This is a genomic window from Mycolicibacterium anyangense (genome assembly GCF_010731855.1).
Lineage (GTDB): Bacteria > Actinomycetota > Actinomycetes > Mycobacteriales > Mycobacteriaceae > Mycobacterium > Mycobacterium anyangense.
Window position 1 is genome coordinate 2,924,213 of the sequence record NZ_AP022620.1, and the last position, 13,784, is coordinate 2,937,996.

The following is a 13,784-nucleotide window of genomic DNA, read 5'->3' on the forward strand; positions in this document are numbered from 1 at the left end:
ATTGGCACTTGTCCAAAGCCTATCACTTGGTTAGATTGAACAGTCAGTCAAAGATGCCCATCGGGCGAACGAAAGTGGGGCGCCATGTCGAACACCTACGACGCCATCGTCATCGGCGGCGGACACAATGGCCTCGTTTCGGCCGCCTACCTCGCCCGCTCCGGCGCCAAGACCGTGGTGCTGGAGGCGCGCAGCGCCCTGGGCGGCGCCGCCACCACCGAAGCGCCATGGGAGGACGCCCCGCACCTGCGGGTCACCCGGCTGTCCTACGTCATGAGCCTGATGCCGCCGACCATCGTCAACGATCTGCAGCTGGAACGGCACGGCTACAAGGTGCATCCGATGGGCCCCTACTACCAGGCGTTTCCCGAGGGCGGCTCGCTGACCATCTATGAGGACGACCCGGCCCGCACCTACGAGCAGATCGCCAAGTGGTCGAAGAAGGACGCCGACGCATGGCCGAAGTGGAACGCCTGGCTCGAGGGCATCGCCGACGTGATGGGCCCGCTGCTCACCCAGGTGCCACCGAGCATCGGCTCGCGTCGTCCGTCGGATCTGCTGGAGCTGGCCAAGCTGGCCTGGAGTCAGCGCGGGCTGACGGTCCGCAAGACCGGTGACATCACCCGGCTGCTCACGATGAGCATCTCCGATCTGCTCGACGACTGGTTTGAATCACCGCAAATCAAAGGCGCGTTGGCGGTCAACGGCGTGATCGGGACGTGGGCCGGCCCGTGTGAGCCCGGCACCGCCTACGTGATGGCGCACCACTCCATCGGCGACGTGGGCGACGGCCAGCTGGGCAGCTGGGGCTACCCCGAAGGCGGGATGGGTGCGGTGTCGGAGGCCATCGCGCGCTCGGCACGCAGCTTCGGCGCCGAGATCCGGACCAACGCCCGGGTGTCGAAGATGCTGGTGCGGGGCGGCCGCATCGAAGGGGTGGCACTGGAGAACGGCGAGGAGCTGCGGGCCCCGCTGGTCGTCACCACGCTGCATCCCAGGACCGCGTTCCTCGATCAGACCCCGCGCGGTGAGCTGCCTGACGACTTCGTCAGCGATATCGAGCACTGGAAGACCCGCAGCGGCGTGGTGAAGATCAACCTGGCGCTGGCCGAGTTGCCGAGCTTCACCGCCGACCCCAGCAGTGGTCTGGCCGAACACCACACCGGCTCGGTGGAGATGGCCCCGACCATCGACTACATCGAGGCGGCGTTCCAGGACGCCCGTGCCGGACGGCCCGCACTGGCCCCGTTCAGCGACGGTGTCATCCCCACGACGCTGGACAAGACGCTGAATCCCGATGGCACCCACATCATGTCGCTGTTCACCCAGTGGGTGCCGGCGGAGTGGGCCAACGAACCGCACACCGAGGAACTCGAGGCCTACACCGACCGGCTGATCGATCTCTACGATCAGGTGGCGCCCGGCTTCAAGGGTTCGATCATGTACCGCGACATCGTCGGCCCGCACGAGATGGAAGTCGAGTACGGCTTGATCGGCGGCAACATCTTCCACGGTGAGCTGTCGCTGGAGCAGCTGTTCCACATGCGGCCCTCCCCCGGCTTCGCCGACTACCGCACCCCGATCGCCGGGCTGTACAACGGCAGCTCGGCCACCCACGCCGGTGGCGGGGTGTGCGGCATCCCGGGCTGGCAGGCGGTGCGGGCGGCGCTGGCCGACAAGAAGCGCGCCGAGCGCCGGGTCTTCCCGAAGATCGGCCGGGCGTCCTGAGCCAGACCATGTCCGTCGCCGCCATGCTGGGAGCCCGGTCGGTGGCGCTGGTCGGGGCCAGCCCCCGCCCGGGCAGCTTCGGCGAGCGGATGATCGTTGAGGCGCGGCGCAGTTCGGCGCGTCTGCACCTGGTCAATCCCCGCTACGACAGCATCGACGGAATCCCCTGCGTCTCCTCGTTGGCCGCGCTCGACGAGCCGGTGGACCTGGTGCTGCTGGGCGTCCCCGACACCGCTCTGCTGGATCAGGTCAAGGCGGCCGCGGCCGCGGCGGCACGGTCGGCGGTGATCTTCGGGTCCGCACACGGTGCGCAGTTGCGCCAGGCCGTGGCCGCCACGGCCACCGAGGCCGGCATGGCGGTGTGCGGGGGCGGGTGCATGGGCTTCGTGAACAACGCCACCGGATTGCGGGCGCTGGGCTATCTGGAGCCCGATCCGCTTCCCGCGGGCGGGGTTTCGCTGGTCACCCACTCCGGTTCGGCGTTCTCGACGATCCTGCGCGCCCGGCGCGGCTTCGGGTTCCGGCTGGCGGTGTCCTCCGGGCAGGAACTGGTGACCACCACCGCCGACTACGTCGACTACATCCTCGACGATCCGCAGACCTCCCTGATCGCCCTACTGTTGGAGACGCCGCGGGCGGTGGGCCGGCTGCGCGCCAATCTGCGCCGGGCCGCCGAACGCGACATCCCGGTGGTGATCCTGCCGGTCGGCCACTCGCCGCGCGGACGTGCCATGGTCGCGGCGCATTCCGGGGCGCTGGCCGGCGACGCCGCGGGCTGGCAGGCGTTCTGCGCCGATACCGGCGCCATCCGGGTCGGCGATATCGCCGAATTCGCCGACACCATTGAGCTTTTCGAAGCGGGGCGCCGGCCACGACCGGGCACCCGCGGTATTGCGACGGTGCACGACTCGGGCGCCGAGCGGGCGCTGGGCGTCGACCTGGCCCATGACGTCGGCGTGGACTTCACCGACCTGGCCGCGCCGACGCTGACCGCCATCAGCGAGCTGCTCGACGAGGGATTGGAGGCCACCAACCCGCTCGACGTGTGGGGTACCGGTGCCGACACCCGGGCGCTCTTCGGCGGGTGTCTACAGGCCATGATCGACGATCCGGGCGTCGCGGTCACCGCGCTGGCCATCGACCTGGTCACCGAGTACGACGGTGACACCGCCTACGCCGACGCCGTCCTCGATGTCGCCGCCGGCACCAGCGCGCCACTGGCGGTGCTGGCCTCGGTGGGCTCGGCAATCGACCGGCCGACCGCGGAGAGGTTGCGCAGCAACGGCATTCCGGTGCTGGAGAATGCGCGCAGCGGAATCGCCGCGCTGGGCCACCTGGCGACCTGGCCGCCGACACTTCTGCCAGCCGAGGTGGCTGTCGACGTCGAACGGCGCGATCGGTGGCGGGCTCGGCTGGCGCAGCCGGGTTGGGACGCGCCGACCGCGTTCGAACTGCTGGCCGACTACGGCATCGCGGTGGCCCGTTCGCGAGTAGCGCAGGACATCGACGGGGCGCTGGCTGCCGCGGAGGCCGTCGGCTACCCGGTGGCGCTGAAAACCCTTGGTGCCGCGCACAAGAGCGACGTCGGCGGGGTGGTGCTGAACCTCGGCACACCCGAGGCGCTCCACCAGGCGTATCTGCGGATGGCCGAGGCGCTGGGACCGGGCGTCAGCATCGACGCGATGGTGCCTGCCGGGGTGGAGATCTCCGTCGGTGTGGTCCGCGACGCCAACTTCGGCCCACTGGTCATCGTCGCCGCGGGCGGCACCCTGGTCGAACTGCTCGCTGATCGGGCGGTGGCGCTGCCGCCGGTCACCCGGGAATCGGCCACCGCGCTGCTGGGATCGCTGCGCACCGCTGCGCTGCTGGCCGGGTGGCGCGGCGCGCCGCCGGTGGACATCGATGCCCTGGCCGATGCGGTCGTCGGATTCTCACGGCTGGCAATCGAATTGGGCGAGCACCTCGATGCTGTGGAGGCCAACCCGGTGATCGCCTCCCCGAGTGGCGCGGTCGCCGTCGATGCGTTGGTCGTGCCACGGTCATCGCCCCGCCCCGGGTAAAGCCTAAGGTTACGGACGTGATCGAGGTACGCGCAGCCGTCGCCGCCGACGCGATGGCCCTTGCCGAGGTCGCGGTCCGCTCCTGGCGGGAGGCATACCGGGGTCTGATAGATCAGTCCTACCTCGAGGGGCTTCGGCCCGAAGACCGCGCGAGTCGCTACAACTTCGCCAGTATGGACGCCGGCCACCGATGCACCCTGGTTGCCATCGACGGTGCGGTGATCTGCGGGCACATCACGGTCGGCCCATCCCGCGACGACGACATGGCCGGAAGCGGTGAGGTGTGGGCGCTGTACGTCGACCCGCTAGCTGGCGCTGCGGGGCAGGGCGGGCGCTCCTCGCCGCCGGGTGCGACCACTTGAGCGACGCCGGATACCCGCAGGCACACCTGTGGGTCATCTCGGCGAATCTGCGTGCTCGGCGCTTCTACGAAACCATGGGGTGGCGAGCCGACGGGCGGGAACGCGTCGAGTTGATCGGCAACAGTTCCGTCCACGAGGTCGGCTACCTCACCGATTTGGTTGTGCACCCACGCTGATGACGGAATCTCTCACGGTGCCAGCCGGATCACACCCGCGCGCACCAGCGGTTGGAGCAAGCCGACCTTCTCGTCATCGGTAAGGCCGCCGGGGAGTTCACGCACATAGAAGTCGCACGTGCGCGCGATGAAGTCGACGGCGTCCGACGCGAGCGCGTTGACCGTCAGCACCGCGTCGCCGTTGCCGTCGACCAGCTGCACGGTGTGCCCGTCGGAACGGGCGCTCAGCACGCCCGACCCGTCATTGATCACGCGCCGCGCCGGGGCGAGGGTGCTGTCGTCGTACCAGACCGTCGGCAGTGGCTGGGCGAACAACTCCTCGTATCGCTGACGAAAGTGCTCGAACGACCCGGCCTGAGTCAGCGCCGGATCCAGCCCGTCGACCACGGGTGCGTGGTGCAGGTAGCGGCCGAAGTACTGCATGCCGAAGTCGGCGTACTCCGTGGTGAACAGGACGAAGGTGTGCCAGGCCGCGTCGACCATGGCCGAGTGCATCCCGAACGATGTTTCGGGAGTCGCTTCACACAGCACCAGGTAACGCTTGGCTTCGGTGAAGAGTTCTTCGGCCTGGGCAACACTATCGGCGACCCGGTCCTTGACCAGGCGGTCGACCACGAACGGCGCACTGAAAGCCAGTGCGCGTTCGTGCTCTGCTGCGAGCGCCACCGGAAGCTACCGGGCGCGGAAGCACAGCGCGCTGCTGGCCTTCGCGAAACACAGTTGACCAGCCGCGGGTACGCGATGGGTGGTGACGCTCAACCGGCCGACCTGGACGGTCTCGGCGACGGTGTTGGAATTGTTCATATCGGTGGTCCTCCCAATTCGGTGGGCTGCCGGTTGCCGCCCGATCCGTGGGATAACCATCACCGGCCGCATTCACCTGCACAGTCCACCGATGGGACGCAGTTCCAGGTGAATCGGGGGTCCACCGATCGGTGGACGCGGGCGGATCAGAAGATCGCGTAGGCCTTACGCAGGGTCTCGTGGATCAGCCAGGTGCCGGTCCAGCCGAGCGGGAACACGGCCAGATCACCGGCGCCGACCTCGCTGGGCTCGCCGCCGTCGGGGGTCACGGTCATCCGGCCGGACACCACGTAGATCACCTCGTTGGTCTCCAGCGTCCAGTGCGACGGCCCGGGCTCGCACTGCCAGATGCCGCCGGACTTGTCGCCGTCGGCCCACACCTCGAGGCCGTGGGTGGCCATCGGATGGTCGGTGGCCTCGTCCAGCGGACCCCAGTCCTCCAGTTCGGCGTCGGCGGCATTGGCGAGCACGGCGGTGAGCACAGCAGCAGTCATCAGGATGAAAACCTTTCGTTGTCAGGCGTGTTCGGGGAAGGGCAGCGAGATCGGTTCGGGCGCCACCCGGCTGTTGCCGTCGGCGTCGAACCGGTCAAGTCCCAGATCGGTGAGGTCGAGCCAGGTGCATTCACCGGTGAGCGTCAGATCGGCCGCCGCCTCGGCAACCGCTGGGCCCCACATCATTCCGTGGCCGGCCGGGCTGGCCACCACGGTGCCGGCCAACGGTCCGTCGTCGGTGAGCAACGGACCGAGGATCGGCAGATGGTCATTGGTGTAGTCGATGGTCGCCGCCCAGGTGCGGCGCAGCCCCAGCCCGCGCACCGGTGGGAACAGTTCCTCGATGCGGGCCTTGGCCTTCTCGTAATAGACCCAGTCGAATTCCAGCGCCACGCCTGCCGGCTCCTCGGGGTTGCTCATCCCCCACAGCACGCCACCGAATTCGCCGGGGCGCCAATAGATCCCCTCGCTGACGTCGAAGACCATCGGCAGCTCGTCGATGTTGGCGTCGCGCAGGGGTTCGGTGACCACCACCTGGTGGCGGGTGCCGCCGGCCGGAATCCGGCCGCCCGCGCGCACTCCCACCTCACCGAGGTGAGGCCCACCGGTCAGCACCACGCGCGGGGTGTCGATCGGTCCCGCCGAGGTGTCCACGCCCACCACCTGCCCACCGATCACGCGCAGTCCGGTGAACGTGGTGCGCTCGCGGACCTGGACCCGATGCGCGGTCAGTGCCGCGGTATAGGCCAGCACATTGCGGGGTGCGTTGATGTAGCCGTCGCCCGGTGCATACGAGCCACCCAGGCTCGATCCCGGCGCCATCCCGGTGTCCCGGCTGTCGATGTCGGCCGACGACAGCCACTCGACGTCCAGACCCAGTTGGTGCTGCAGGGCGATCCGCTCATGAGCCTGGGCCACTTCGGCTTCGGTGAAGCACGGCATCAGGTAGCCCTGCCGGACGAACCCGCAGTCCAGCGGGAATCGTTCGCCGCTGGTGGCGTAGAACTCCTGGCTGCGTAGCCCGAGTGTGATGGCGGTTTCGGTGCCACCCTGGGCGCGCACCATGCCCGAGGCGCGGCTGCTGGCGCCGTCGCCGAGAGTCTGCATCTCCAGCAGCACCACCCGGCCGGCGCCCCGTTCGGCTAGCTGAACCGCCGTCCACGCACCGACGGTGCCGCCACCGACCACCACCACATCCGCACTCTGACTGCTGGTCATACCTCAAGACCGTGACATAGACTGAACGCTCAGTCAATAGCTGGAGCGAGCGGAGAGCAGGGCCGAATGTACGGGTTGTCAGCCGAAGACCTACGGATCCGGGATACCGCCCGCGAGTTCGTCGAGACCCTGATCCCTTACGAGGCCGAGGCCGAGGCGGCCGGCGGCCAGCTGCCCAAGGAGCTCACCGCCGCCCACCACGCCCGTGCCATCGAACTGGGCCTGTATGCCACCAACATGCCTGCATCGGTGGGCGGCCCGGGATTCACGGCGCTGCAACAGGTTCTGGTGCAGGAGCAGGTCGGCCGAGTCACCAATGCCATCGCCTGGGTAGCCCACACTCCCCCGCAGTGGTGGGCCGAGGTTGCCACCGACTATCAGAAGCAGCGCTGGCTGTATCCGGCGGTGCGCGGCGAGAAGCACGAGGCGTACGCGATCACCGAGGAATTCGCCGGCTCCGACGTCTCAGCGCTGGAAACCACCGCCCGGCGCGACGGCGACGACTACGTGATCAACGGCGTCAAGTGGCACGTGACGTCGTTCAACCTGGCCGACTACTGCTTCGTGCAGGCGGTGCTCACCGACGGACCGCATCAGGGCGACCATGTGCTGCTGGTGGTCGACCTGCCCTGGCCCGGGGTGGAAGTGGTTCGCACACCGCACTATTCGCACAACATCCCCGACGAGCATCCCATCGTGTCGTTCACCGACGTTCGGGTGCCGGCCAGCCACCTCGTCGGCGCCGAGGGCGAGGGCATGCTGTTCACCCAGGACTGGTTCCGCTTCGAGCGGATCATGGTCGCCTCCCGCTGCGTGGGCGCCGCCCAGCGGCTGGTCGACGAGGTCACCGCATTCGCGAAAGACCGCATCGTGGACGGCAAACCGCTCGGCGAGCATCAGCTGGTGGCGGGAATGCTCGCCGACAGCGCCACCGAACTGTTCGCCGCCCGCAGCCTGCTCTACGAGGTGGCCCGCGGTATCGACGCCGGGCTGGATCGCAAGGCCCTGCACGGTCAGGCCTCGATGGCCAAGCTGTACTGCTCGGAGATGGCCGGGCGCGTCGCCGACCGGGCGGTGCAGATCTTCGGCGGGCGGGGCTACATGCGCGAGAACGTTGCCGAGCGGATGTTCCGCGAGCTGCGGGTGGAACGAATCTGGGAGGGCGCCAGCGAGATCCAGCGGATCATCATCGGCCGCCAGCTGATGCTGCGCGGACCGCAGGCGGTACTGGAACCGCGCTGAGCGGCGCTCAGCCCAGCAGCTGGTCCGACAGGGTCTCCAGCGCCTGCTTGGCGTACCCGCGCCAGATCCGAGCGAACACCGGCATGGCCCGCGCGCTCAGTGCGGACTTGGGGTGCAACGTCCACCGCCACGTCACCTTGGTGCCGGTGCCCTGCGGGCCGAAGATCCACAACCCCTCGACGTGGTCGATCAGCGGCGCCATCGCCCCGCGGATGCCGGACAGGGTGTACCCGAACGACTGCGGGGGATCGACGCTGGTCAAGGTTTCCCGCATGCCACCGCCACCGACCAGTGCGACGTTACGGGTCTGACCGACGCTGCCCCAATCACCGTCCTGGCCGTGGACGGCCTTGATCGGCGGGATGGGTCCGTACCAGTGCGAGAACAGCACCGGAAGGGCGATGGGCAGTGTCTTGACGAAGGCGTCGGCGGGCGCGACGGGGATCGCCCGGGACTGTTCGACGACGACAGGATGGGCCATAGGCCCGATGGTAGGCCGACTCAGCGACTCAGGTACTTCGCCGCCCGGCCGGTGATCGGCGGCAGGTCGAAGAACCCGGCGATCCCGGGTGCGGCCGCGCAGGTCGCCGGGATGGAGTTGACGCAGTGCGCCGCGGTGGCCACCACGCCGGGGTTGCTCACCAAGCCCTCCTCGACGCTCTCGGGCTGCCAGCCTTTCACCGTGACGAAGGTGTTCGGGTTACCCCGCACCTCCATCTCGTAGCGTTCGCCAGCGGGCCCGAAAGACCATGGCGGATCGAGGTTTTCCTCTCCCATCAGCCAGTTGACGGTGATCCGCACGACAACGGTGTTGGTCACCACGGCATCCCAGTGAAACCGGCGCCCGGCCACCTGCCCCGGTTCGATGACGCCGAGCGGGCTGTCGATCGGTGCAGTGGCGACGGCGATCTCCTGTTGGGTGCGGATCATCGGTTCGGCGGCGAACCCCAACCGGTCGACGATCAGCCGCACCGACTGGAAGAAGCCGCCGTTGAGCAGCTTCTGCATCGGTCCGCTGAGCGCGCTCTCGGGTGTGCCGCCGAATCCCATCACGTGCCGCAGCACGTCGGGCGCCCCGTATGTACGCAGGTCGGAGTACTCCTCGGCGCGCACGAACGTCACCCCGGTGGACATCACTGACAGCAGCAGCGGGAACAGTTCGGTGGCCGCGCCCGGGCCGATCCCGGCACCGTGCAAGGTCACGTTGCCCTCGCGGGCGGCGGCTTCCAGTGGGGCGGCCTCGGCCTCGGTGGGATAGAACCAGCCGAGCGGGCTGACGACGTTCTTGCCCGAGCGCAGCAGGGCGCTCACCTCGTCGACGTCGGGCAGCAGCGGGGCGTAGATAACCGCGTCGGCGTCCAGCGCCAGGATGTCGTCGATGCTGCCGGTGGCGGTCACCCCGAGCGGGCCGGTGCCGATGATCTCCCCGACGTCCTTGCCCGCCTTGTCGCTCGAGTGCACCCAGCAGCCGACGAGTTCGAGTTCGGGGTGGTCGAGCACGCCCTTGATCGCGGCGACCCCGACCGAGCCGGTTGCCCACTGGATGACGCGCAGTGCCACGAGCCTCACCTCCAGAAACTAGAACGTGTTACAACTAGATCTACACGACCTGCCCGCGAGCAGGCGCAGACTCGCACAAGTCAGTGTGGACGGAAAGGTGTGGCGCCATGGCCAAGGCCGCAAACAGGGTGTTCGTCGTCGGAGTCGGGATGACGAAGTTCGAGAAGCCGGGCAGTCGTGAGGGCTGGGACTATCCGGACATGGCGCGCGAGTCCGGCACCAAGGCACTCGAGGACGCCGGGGTCGACTACGACCTGGTCGAGCAGGGCTTCGTCGGTTACTGCTCGGGTGACTCGACCTCCGGGCAACGGGCCCTCTACGAACTCGGCATGACGGGCATCCCGATCGTCAACGTCAACAACAATTGCTCGACGGGATCGACCGCACTGTTCCTGGGTGCGCAGGCGATTCGCGGCGGGCTGTCGGACTGTGTGCTCGCTCTCGGGTTCGAGAAGATGCAGCCTGGCTCGCTGGGTGGCGGCGCCACCGACCGGGAGACCCCGCTGGGCCGCCACGTCAAGGCGCTGGCCGAGATCGACGAGTTCGCCTTCCCCGTCGCGCCGTGGATGTTCGGCGCGGCCGGCCGCGAATACATGCGCGAATACGGTGCTACCGCAGAGCATTTCGCCAAGATCGGCTACAAGAACCACAAGCATTCGGTGAACAACCCGTACGCCCAGTTCCAGGACGAGTACAGCCTGGAGGACATCCTGGCAGCGAAGATGATCTCCGATCCGCTGACCAAGCTGCAGTGCTCGCCGACCTCGGACGGCTCGGGCGCGGTGGTACTGGCCTCCGAGAAGTTCGTCGACGACCATGGGCTGGCAGGCCAGGCTGTGGAGATCGTCGGCCAGGCCATGACCACCGACTTCGCCTCGACGTTCGACGGCTCGGCCCGCAACATCATCGGCTACGACATGAACGTCCAGGCGGCGCGCAAGGTCTACGAGCAGAGCGGCCTGGGCCCGGAGGACTTCCAGGTCATCGAGTTGCACGACTGCTTCTCGGCCAACGAACTGTTGCTCTACGAGGCCCTCGGCCTGTGCGGGCCCGGTGAGGCACCAAAGCTGATCGACGACAACGACACCACCTACGGCGGTCGCTGGGTGGTCAACCCGTCCGGCGGGCTGATCTCCAAGGGGCATCCGCTGGGTGCGACCGGCCTGGCCCAGTGCAGCGAGCTCACCTGGCAGCTGCGCGGCACCGCCGACAAGCGGCAGGTGGACAACGTGACCGCCGCGCTGCAACACAACATCGGTCTGGGCGGGGCGGCCGTCGTCACCGCCTACCAGCGCGCCGAACGCTGATCCGGCGACGCCGGCCGGTCAGTTCAGCAGGCTGGCACGGCTGACGACGGACAGCGGGTGTTGCAGGCGTTGCGGCAGGTCCGCCGGATCCCACCGCCCCTGGCGAATCCAGGCGCAGACGTCCCCGACATCGTCGCCGTCGACGACGGGACCGATCCAGTGGCCCGGGCCGCTCGGCGTGCGGTCGACGGCACACGGCTGCACCAGCACGAGGGCCCCGACACCCGGCCGTGTTGCGCAGAAGGCCGAGCCGAGCAGGCACGGCGCCGACACCAGAATTCCGTGCCGGCACTGGCGAACTACGGACCGGAATGCCTCCAGCCGGGTGTCGTCACGCCGGTCCGCGCACCCGACGCACACCACCAGGGTGAACGGACGACTGGTCGGCTCGGCTACCACCGGGTGTTCGTCATCGCTTTCACCAACTCGACTTCCGCACTCCCGGAAGCTGCCCCAGGTGGGCCAGCTCGCGCACCCGCACCCGGGACAGGCCGAACTTGCGCAGGTGTCCACGGGGGCGACCGTCCACGGCGTCGCGGTTGCGCACCCGGACCGCGCTGGCATCGCGTGGTTGGCGCGCCAATTCGGCTTGCGCAGCGGTCTTTTGGTCAGCCGAGCTGGCCGGTGAGGAGATGATGCGCTTCAGTTCGGCGCGGCGGTCGGCATATCTGGCGACGATCGCGATGCGCCGCTCGTTCTTGACGATCTTGGACCGTTTGGCCATCAGATCTTCTGTCCTTCCCGACGCAGCCGGGCGACAACGGCCTCGATGCCGTCCCGGTCGATGACCTTGATGCCCTTGGCGCTGACCCGTAACCGCACCCGGCGGCCTTCCGAGGGCAGGTAGTAGGTCCTGAGCTGGATATTGGGCGTCCAGCGACGGCTGGTACGCCGATTCGAGTGCGATACCGAGTTGCCGAAACTCGGCTCGCGACCAGTGACCTGGCAACGTGCGGACACGAGACCTCCCGCGTAAGTTATTGAAAATCGTTTTCGACAAGTGCGGGTTCGGACTGTACCCTCCAAGGCGCACCAATTGGAAATCATTTTCACTTAAGGGAGGCGTAGTGCGGACCCCGGTACTGCTGGTTGCGGGCCAAGGCGACACCGATGCCCTCGTCAGAGTCCTGCTCCGGCACGAGCGAACCCTGGTCGTGCGGCACAGATTCGACGGTCACGTCGTCCGCCGACTGGTGAGCACGCTGCGCAACGGGATCCTCACGACGGCTGAAGCCGCCCTGGAACTCGCGCACGGCTGCGTGTCCTGCACAGTGCGCAAGGACCTCCTGGTCCTGCTGCGCCGGCTGCACCGGCGTGACGATGTCGACCGGATCGTCGTACACCTGGACCAGTGGCTGGAGCCCGAGCCGATCTGCTGGGCGATCAACCATGTCCGGGTTCAGATGGGCCCCGGGTACACCGACGGCCCGGCGGCACGCGATGTCGAGATCACCGGCGTCATCACGGCTGTGGACACCGACCACTGGCTGGCCGAGGCGTTGGGCGACGAGGACCTCGACGACGGGCGGACCGTGGCACAGGTGGCCGTCGGACAAGTCGAGTTCGCCGACATCGTGGTGGCGCCGCAGCTGGACACCCGGACGCTGGCCGTCCTGCGGCGGCTGGCCCCGCGGGCCTGGATCATCCAGACCGAGGAGCACGTGCAGGAGGCGGTCGCCAATCTCGACGACAACGCCCGGCGCGGCACCAGCGACGATCCGTGCGGTCCGCTCCTGGCCGGCCAGCCCCCCTTGGACGCCGACGGCGACGTCGGGATCGTCGAGTTCGAGGCGAACCGGCCGTTTCATCCACTGCGGTTGCACGACGCGATCGACGTCCTGTTCAGCGGCGTGGTCCGCACCCGCGGCCGGCTCTGGCTGGCCAGCCAGCCGGAGCAGATGATGTACCTGGAATCCGCCGGCGGAGGGCTGCGCGTCACCTCCGGCGGGAAATGGCTTGCTGCCATGGATGATTCAGAGCTGGCCTACGTCGAGACCGAACGCCGGGCGCTGTCAGCACTGATCTGGGACGAGCAGTACGGCGACCGGCACACGTCGATGGCGGCGCTGGCCTGTGGCGCCGACCCCGCCGAGATCACCACCGTGCTGGCCGGCGCCCTGCTGACCGACGATGAAATGGCCGACCCACAGCTGTGGGCCCATTTCGACGATCCGTTCGGCGACTGGCACGAGGACCCCTGTGACGAGTCGGTCGTACACGCCGAACTCGGCACTGCAACCTACGATTTCGATGAGGAGCGATGAAAGCAGACATCCATCCCGACTACCGGCCGGTGGTCTTTCAGGACGCCGGAACCGGCGCCACCTTCCTGACTCGATCCACCGCGACCACGTCGCGCACGATCGAGCTCGAGTCGGCCGACGGTGTGCGGACCTATCCCCTGGTGGTTGTCGAGGTGACGGCCGACTCGCATCCGTTCTGGACCGGCGAGCGCCGCGTCATGGACGTCGCAGGCCAGGTCGAGAAGTTCCATCGGCGTTATGGGCAGCGCTCGTGATGTGGCAGGCTGCAGCCGCGAAAGCGGCGACGACGGTGGTGACCGGGGTGGTCGGGGTGGCCGCGTACGAGGCCCTGAAGAAGGCCACCGCCAGACTTCCATTGCGCCAGACGGCGGTCACCGCGACCGCAGCGGGATTGCGTGGCGTCCGCGCCGCCGAGGCCAACGCCGAACGAGTCCGTCTGGCGATCGGCGACGTGGTGGCCGAGGCCCGTGAGCAGATCGGCGAGGAAGCACCTGCGCCGGTCGCCGGCGACGCCGGCCACGATCACACCCACTGAGCGATCCGACGTGGTGACCATCATCTCCGACGCT

The 13,784-nt window shown here is 68.3% G+C and carries 18 protein-coding genes; 9 read left to right on the forward strand and 9 right to left on the reverse strand.

Features of this window, described 5'->3' with window-relative positions:
• Positions 1-84: 84 nt before the first annotated feature.
• The 4 genes from G6N35_RS13625 to G6N35_RS13640 are packed head-to-tail and all read left to right on the forward strand — an operon-like array spanning position 85 to position 4,326.
• Positions 85-1,728, forward strand: coding sequence for a phytoene desaturase family protein (locus G6N35_RS13625; protein ID WP_163804735.1), 1,644 nt, complete (start codon positions 85-87; stop codon positions 1,726-1,728).
• An 8-nt stretch (positions 1,729-1,736) separates the two neighbouring features.
• Positions 1,737-3,788 carry an acetate--CoA ligase family protein gene (locus G6N35_RS13630; protein WP_163804736.1) on the forward strand — a complete coding sequence of 684 codons (2,052 nt, stop codon included), beginning with the start codon at positions 1,737-1,739 and terminating at the stop codon, positions 3,786-3,788.
• Between the two features lie 17 nt (positions 3,789-3,805).
• Positions 3,806-4,150 carry a GNAT family N-acetyltransferase gene (locus G6N35_RS13635; protein ID WP_163804737.1) on the forward strand — a complete coding sequence of 115 codons (345 nt, stop codon included), beginning with the start codon at positions 3,806-3,808 and terminating at the stop codon, positions 4,148-4,150.
• Positions 4,147-4,326, forward strand: coding sequence for an N-acetyltransferase (locus G6N35_RS13640; RefSeq protein ID WP_246224306.1), 180 nt, complete (start codon positions 4,147-4,149; stop codon positions 4,324-4,326). The genes G6N35_RS13635 and G6N35_RS13640 overlap by 4 nt, the downstream gene beginning before the upstream one ends.
• Positions 4,327-4,338: 12 nt before the next feature.
• On the opposite strand, the gene G6N35_RS13645 is transcribed toward G6N35_RS13640, so the two are convergent.
• From G6N35_RS13645 to G6N35_RS13655, 4 genes are all read right to left on the reverse strand, one after another.
• Positions 4,339-4,992 carry a glycine-rich domain-containing protein gene (locus G6N35_RS13645; RefSeq protein ID WP_163804739.1) on the reverse strand — a complete coding sequence of 218 codons (654 nt, stop codon included), beginning with the start codon at positions 4,990-4,992 and terminating at the stop codon, positions 4,339-4,341.
• Positions 4,993-4,998: 6 nt separating this feature from the next.
• Entirely contained in the window at positions 4,999-5,130 is a 132-nt protein-coding gene (locus G6N35_RS27620) for a hypothetical protein (protein ID WP_281357004.1), read from the reverse strand.
• Positions 5,131-5,276: 146 nt separating this feature from the next.
• Positions 5,277-5,624, reverse strand: coding sequence for a cupin domain-containing protein (locus G6N35_RS13650; RefSeq protein WP_163804740.1), 348 nt, complete (start codon positions 5,622-5,624; stop codon positions 5,277-5,279).
• Positions 5,625-5,645: 21 nt separating this feature from the next.
• Positions 5,646-6,842, reverse strand: coding sequence for an NAD(P)/FAD-dependent oxidoreductase (locus tag G6N35_RS13655; RefSeq protein ID WP_163804741.1), 1,197 nt, complete (start codon positions 6,840-6,842; stop codon positions 5,646-5,648).
• Positions 6,843-6,908: 66 nt separating this feature from the next.
• On the opposite strand from G6N35_RS13655, the gene G6N35_RS13660 reads away from it, so the two are divergent.
• Entirely contained in the window at positions 6,909-8,084 is a 1,176-nt protein-coding gene (locus G6N35_RS13660) for an acyl-CoA dehydrogenase family protein (RefSeq protein ID WP_163804742.1), read from the forward strand.
• A 7-nt stretch (positions 8,085-8,091) separates the two neighbouring features.
• Here the strand turns inward: G6N35_RS13660 and G6N35_RS13665 are convergent, their stop codons facing one another.
• Together G6N35_RS13665 and G6N35_RS13670 are read right to left on the reverse strand one after the other, a co-directional pair.
• Positions 8,092-8,565, reverse strand: coding sequence for an SRPBCC family protein (locus G6N35_RS13665; protein ID WP_163804743.1), 474 nt, complete (start codon positions 8,563-8,565; stop codon positions 8,092-8,094).
• Between the two features lie 20 nt (positions 8,566-8,585).
• Positions 8,586-9,644, reverse strand: coding sequence for an NAD(P)H-dependent amine dehydrogenase family protein (locus G6N35_RS13670; RefSeq protein ID WP_163804744.1), 1,059 nt, complete (start codon positions 9,642-9,644; stop codon positions 8,586-8,588).
• A 107-nt stretch (positions 9,645-9,751) separates the two neighbouring features.
• Here G6N35_RS13670 and G6N35_RS13675 point away from each other — a divergent pair, with 107 nt between their 5' ends.
• The gene (locus G6N35_RS13675) at positions 9,752-10,951 is read left to right on the forward strand and encodes a lipid-transfer protein (protein ID WP_163804745.1); all 1,200 of its coding nucleotides are present in this window, start codon (positions 9,752-9,754) and stop codon (positions 10,949-10,951) included.
• Between the two features lie 18 nt (positions 10,952-10,969).
• Here G6N35_RS13675 and G6N35_RS13680 read toward each other — a convergent pair whose 3' ends face one another.
• The 3 genes from G6N35_RS13680 to rpmB are packed head-to-tail and all read right to left on the reverse strand — an operon-like array spanning position 10,970 to position 11,911.
• Positions 10,970-11,350, reverse strand: a complete 381-nt coding sequence (locus G6N35_RS13680) for a hypothetical protein (protein WP_163804746.1) — start codon at positions 11,348-11,350, stop codon at positions 10,970-10,972.
• Between the two features lie 19 nt (positions 11,351-11,369).
• The gene (gene rpsN / locus G6N35_RS13685; protein ID WP_163804747.1) at positions 11,370-11,675 is read right to left on the reverse strand and encodes a 30S ribosomal protein S14; all 306 of its coding nucleotides are present in this window, start codon (positions 11,673-11,675) and stop codon (positions 11,370-11,372) included.
• Positions 11,675-11,911, reverse strand: a complete 237-nt coding sequence (gene rpmB, locus G6N35_RS13690) for a 50S ribosomal protein L28 (RefSeq protein WP_163804748.1) — start codon at positions 11,909-11,911, stop codon at positions 11,675-11,677. Before rpmB ends, rpsN begins: the two co-directional genes overlap by 1 nt.
• A gap of 107 nt (positions 11,912-12,018) precedes the next feature.
• Between rpmB and mrf the strand changes: the two genes are divergently transcribed.
• From mrf to G6N35_RS13705, 3 genes are read left to right on the forward strand one after another with little or no spacing between them, the layout of a single operon-like run.
• The gene (mrf, locus tag G6N35_RS13695; protein ID WP_163804749.1) at positions 12,019-13,215 is read left to right on the forward strand and encodes a ribosome hibernation factor-recruiting GTPase MRF; all 1,197 of its coding nucleotides are present in this window, start codon (positions 12,019-12,021) and stop codon (positions 13,213-13,215) included.
• Complete coding sequence (locus G6N35_RS13700; RefSeq protein WP_163804750.1) at positions 13,212-13,469, forward strand: type B 50S ribosomal protein L31; 258 nt, start codon at positions 13,212-13,214, stop codon at positions 13,467-13,469. The genes mrf and G6N35_RS13700 overlap by 4 nt, the downstream gene beginning before the upstream one ends.
• Positions 13,469-13,750, forward strand: a complete 282-nt coding sequence (locus G6N35_RS13705) for a DUF1490 family protein (protein WP_163804751.1) — start codon at positions 13,469-13,471, stop codon at positions 13,748-13,750. The genes G6N35_RS13700 and G6N35_RS13705 overlap by 1 nt, the downstream gene beginning before the upstream one ends.
• Positions 13,751-13,784: the final 34 nt, after the last annotated feature.

What these genes read in the sequence shown, in the direction of transcription:
- G6N35_RS13625 (WP_163804735.1), top strand. Translation starts at nt 85, where the DNA reads ATGTCGAACACCTACGACGCCATCGTCATCGGCGGCGGACACAATGGC.
- G6N35_RS13630 (WP_163804736.1), top strand. Translation starts at nt 1,737, where the DNA reads ATGTCCGTCGCCGCCATGCTGGGAGCCCGGTCGGTGGCGCTGGTCGGG.
- G6N35_RS27620 (WP_281357004.1), bottom strand. Translation starts at nt 5,130, where the DNA reads ATGAACAATTCCAACACCGTCGCCGAGACCGTCCAGGTCGGCCGGTTG.
- G6N35_RS13650 (WP_163804740.1), bottom strand. Translation starts at nt 5,624, where the DNA reads ATGACTGCTGCTGTGCTCACCGCCGTGCTCGCCAATGCCGCCGACGCC.
- G6N35_RS13655 (WP_163804741.1), bottom strand. Translation starts at nt 6,842, where the DNA reads ATGACCAGCAGTCAGAGTGCGGATGTGGTGGTGGTCGGTGGCGGCACC.
- G6N35_RS13660 (WP_163804742.1), top strand. Translation starts at nt 6,909, where the DNA reads ATGTACGGGTTGTCAGCCGAAGACCTACGGATCCGGGATACCGCCCGC.
- G6N35_RS13665 (WP_163804743.1), bottom strand. Translation starts at nt 8,565, where the DNA reads ATGGCCCATCCTGTCGTCGTCGAACAGTCCCGGGCGATCCCCGTCGCG.
- G6N35_RS13675 (WP_163804745.1), top strand. Translation starts at nt 9,752, where the DNA reads ATGGCCAAGGCCGCAAACAGGGTGTTCGTCGTCGGAGTCGGGATGACG.
- rpsN (WP_163804747.1), bottom strand. Translation starts at nt 11,675, where the DNA reads ATGGCCAAACGGTCCAAGATCGTCAAGAACGAGCGGCGCATCGCGATC.
- G6N35_RS13700 (WP_163804750.1), top strand. Translation starts at nt 13,212, where the DNA reads ATGAAAGCAGACATCCATCCCGACTACCGGCCGGTGGTCTTTCAGGAC.
- G6N35_RS13705 (WP_163804751.1), top strand. Translation starts at nt 13,469, where the DNA reads ATGTGGCAGGCTGCAGCCGCGAAAGCGGCGACGACGGTGGTGACCGGG.